At 64.9% G+C, this 3,343-nt stretch carries 3 protein-coding genes and 1 pseudogene; 2 read left to right on the forward strand and 2 right to left on the reverse strand.

Annotated elements, in window-relative coordinates:
* Positions 1–125, reverse strand: a pseudogene (locus HX803_RS32315) (alkanesulfonate monooxygenase); the annotation flags it as partial.
* A 265-nt stretch (positions 126–390) separates the two neighbouring features.
* Between HX803_RS32315 and HX803_RS32320 the strand changes: the two are divergent.
* Together HX803_RS32320 and HX803_RS32325 are read left to right on the forward strand one after the other, a co-directional pair.
* Complete coding sequence (locus HX803_RS32320; protein WP_178926105.1) at positions 391–1,125, forward strand: trans-aconitate 2-methyltransferase; 735 nt, start codon at positions 391–393, stop codon at positions 1,123–1,125.
* A gap of 94 nt (positions 1,126–1,219) precedes the next feature.
* On the forward strand, positions 1,220–2,476 hold the full coding sequence (locus HX803_RS32325; RefSeq protein WP_178926106.1) for an MFS transporter: 1,257 nt from the start codon (positions 1,220–1,222) through the stop codon (positions 2,474–2,476).
* On the opposite strand, the gene HX803_RS32330 is transcribed toward HX803_RS32325, so the two are convergent.
* Entirely contained in the window at positions 2,473–3,267 is a 795-nt protein-coding gene (locus HX803_RS32330) for an alpha/beta fold hydrolase (protein WP_178926107.1), read from the reverse strand. The genes HX803_RS32325 and HX803_RS32330 overlap by 4 nt on opposite strands.
* Between the last annotated feature and the right edge of the window lie 76 nt (positions 3,268–3,343).

The raw sequence follows: 3,343 nt of genomic DNA on the forward strand, positions 1-3,343 counted from the left end.
AAGCCGGCTTCCTCGTGGGCGCGGGCCACGGTTTCGACGTAGTCGGGTTGCAGGGTCGGGCCGCTGCGCGGGTGGATTTCGGAAGCGTGGTGGCCGCCGATGTAGCCGATGAATTCGATGCTCATGGTCTGTCCTTGTTCAGTGCGTGGTGGTCACCTCCACCGGGCAAGGGGTCGGTTATTCGCCTTCAAAGTAGGGGCAGCGGCAGGGCCTGTAAAATGCCGATTGGTTCTAACCTAATTATTAAAATCCAGAATGATGATTTTTACTGTGTATCAGTAATCTGCATTTTGTGACTGCGTAAAAAATGCCCTTTGCATTCCCGCGGTTGAATTGGTGTTGAGAGTGGTTATCATCACGCCTCGTTCATCAGCCATTGGGAATGCCTTCATGACCACCGCCGATCCGTATGCGTTATCTGCCGAATTCTACGATGTGCTGTGCGAGCAGCAGTGGTTGCAACGCGGCGGGCCTATCGCCCGGGCGCTGCAGGAAGTGGACCCCAACGGGGTGATTCTGGATGTCGGCGCCGGCACCGGGCCATGTGTGCAGGTGATCGCCGAGGCCTTGCCCAACGCGCGCATTCTTGCGGTGGAACCTTCGGCCGCCATGCGCGCGGCGCTGGTGGGGCGAATCATGCGCAGCAGCGATTTGCGCCAGCGCGTCACCGTGTTGGCCGGCACCCTCGAGCAGGTCACCTTGCCGCCACGCCTGGCCGCAGCGGTCATCTGCGGCACCATTGGTTACCTCGATACAGCGCAGCGCCAGCACCTCTGGCAGCAACTGGCCGAACGCCTGGATGAGCGCGGCCTCGTCATCGTCGACGTGATGATGCTCAAGGCCCCGCAAACGGTGCCGCTGATGCAGGTGGCCAACGCGGCCATCGGCGAGCACACCTACCACGTCGCCCTGCAGGGTGAGCCCGCCGGCGGCGACCTGATGCACTGGACCCTCGACTACCAGGTGCGTGCAGGCGAGCAGGTGTTGCGCCAGTTCCAGGCCGACCATCACTGGCACACCTTCGGCCTCGAACAGGTCGCCGAAGAGGCCGGCGCCGCGGGGTTTGTCCTTGAGCCCCTGGGCGATGCGCTGATCCCCGCCGCAGTCTTGCGCAAGCGCAGTTAATCCCGATTCGGGGGGCCGTTGCGGGTTACGGGCGGCGCCCTTTTGACGGATCCCGTTAGATGGGCTTTTTCAGCGTTTGGGGCAGGGTGAACACATGCAATCGGTTGTCGAGACTTCCCCCGCCAGCCCGCGTGCAGCGGTGACGCGGGATTGGCGAATTGTGCTGGTGGTGGCCGGTCTGTACCTGGCTCAGGGCTTGCCGGTGGGGCTGGCGTTCCAGGCGTACCCCACGCTGTTGCGCAACATGGGCGCCTCCCTCGACCTGGTGGCGCTGACCCCGTTGGCGAGCCTGCCGTGGGTGGCCAAGCTGTTCTGGGCCGCTGCCGTGGAAAACCGCTGGAGCTCGCGCCTGGGGCGGCGTCGCAGCTGGATTCTGCCGTTGCAGGCAGGCTCGGTGCTGACCCTGGCAGCCATGGCATTGGTGCCCTTCGACGTACCAAACATGGGCCTGCTGCTTGGCCTGATTGCCTTGCTCTCGCTGTTCAGTGCCACCCAGGACATCGCCGTCGATGGCCTGGCCGCCGAGCGTTTGCCGAGCGCCAGCCTGGGGCGGGTCAACACCTTCCAGGTGGCGGGTTTCATGGTCGGCATGCTGCTCGGCGGGCCGGGCACGATGCTGCTGTTCGATCACTTCAGCGCGCCGTTGGTCTTTACCTTGTTGGCGGCTGTGGTGCTGCTGTGCAGCCTGCCGGTGCTGTTCTGGCAGGAGCCCGCTGCATTGGCGGCGGCAGACAAAGCCAGCCTGCGTCGCTTCTTCAAGCGTCGGTTTTCCGGGCGCCTGACGGCCTTGGTGATGCTGGTGACCCTCGGCGGCTCGACGTTCTTCGGTCTGGCCAAATTGATCCTGCTCGATGATGGCTGGTCGGTGAGTGATGTGGGGGTGCTGGCCGGTGTCGGGCAGTTGCTCACCATCATCGTCGGCTGTGGCGTGGCCGGGCTGTTGCTGCGTCATTACTCGCGCTGGAGCACCTTGCTGACGGGCCTGGCGATGGTCGGTTCGGCCGGTGTGCTGTGGCTGGGTTTGGTGCTGCAACCGGGCCTGTCGGGCATGGGGTATGTGAGCGTGGCGACAGTACTGGGCGGGCTGGGCATTGGTGTCACCAGTGTGGCGTCCTACACCCTGGCGATGCGCTTTGCACAGTTGGGCGAACAGCCGGGCACGGACTGTTCGGTGTTCCAGGGCTTGCAGACCCTCGGCGATATCCTGGTGTCGTCGGTGGCCATCGGCGTGGCGGCCAGCTGGGGCTACGCCAGTGGCCTGGGCGTCGGCTTGCTGGCCCTGGGTGCTGCGCTCGGCATGCTCTGGCATGTACGGCGCAGCACCCGTGGGATGGGGCTCGACGACGCCTAAGGCATTTCAAGGGCCTGGGGGAGGCTCACCCCCAGGCACCGGCTGACACCGCGCAACACCGCCTCACGCTGGGGCACCAGGTAAAAATGCCCGCCTTCAAAGCGGTGCACCTGCAGGCCTTCACGGGTTTCCTGCGCCCAGGCCTCGGCATCCCCAGGGTTCAGTTCCCGATCATCACGCCCCACCAGCACCTCGATGGGCACGTTCAAGCGCGCACGCTCGGGGGCGGGCCGGTACGTCTCGATCAACTGGTAGTCATTGCGCAAGATCGGCAAGGCCATGGCCTGCAGTTCGGGTGAGGTTTGCAAGGCCTTGGGGCTGCCACCCAGCGCGGCAATATCTGCCAGCAACCGCGCATTGTCCGCCAGGTGCAGGCTGCCGCCGTGATGACGTTCAGGGCCTTCGCGGCCTGACACCATCAAGCAGGTCGGCAGCCTCAGCGCCTGGCGTTGCAAGGCCAGGCACAGCTCATGGGCCACCGCCGCGCCCATGCTGTGGCCGAACAGCGCATAAGGGCGGTCGAGCCATGCGGGTACGGCCGCCATCAGGGCATTCACCAGCGCTTGCATGTGCGGGATCAAGGGTTCATTGATGCGCTCTTCGCGCCCGGGCAATTGCACGGCGATCACTTCAATACTCGGCGGCAGCAGGCGCGCCCAATCGGCAAAAAAACGTGCGCCGCCGCCGGCATGGGCCAGGCAGAACAGGCGCTGGCGGGCCAGGGGGCGCGGTTCGAAACGGCGCACCCAGCGTTGCTGATGCTGTTGCAAATGCAGGATTTCATTGAGCACGGGGCAGGTTCCTCGTTGGGGCAACCCAGGCCTGCATGGCCAGGGGCACCGGGGGCTCGGGGTGGATGGCTTGGGC

Source organism: Pseudomonas sp. P7548, assembly GCF_013386585.1.
GTDB lineage: Bacteria > Pseudomonadota > Gammaproteobacteria > Pseudomonadales > Pseudomonadaceae > Aquipseudomonas.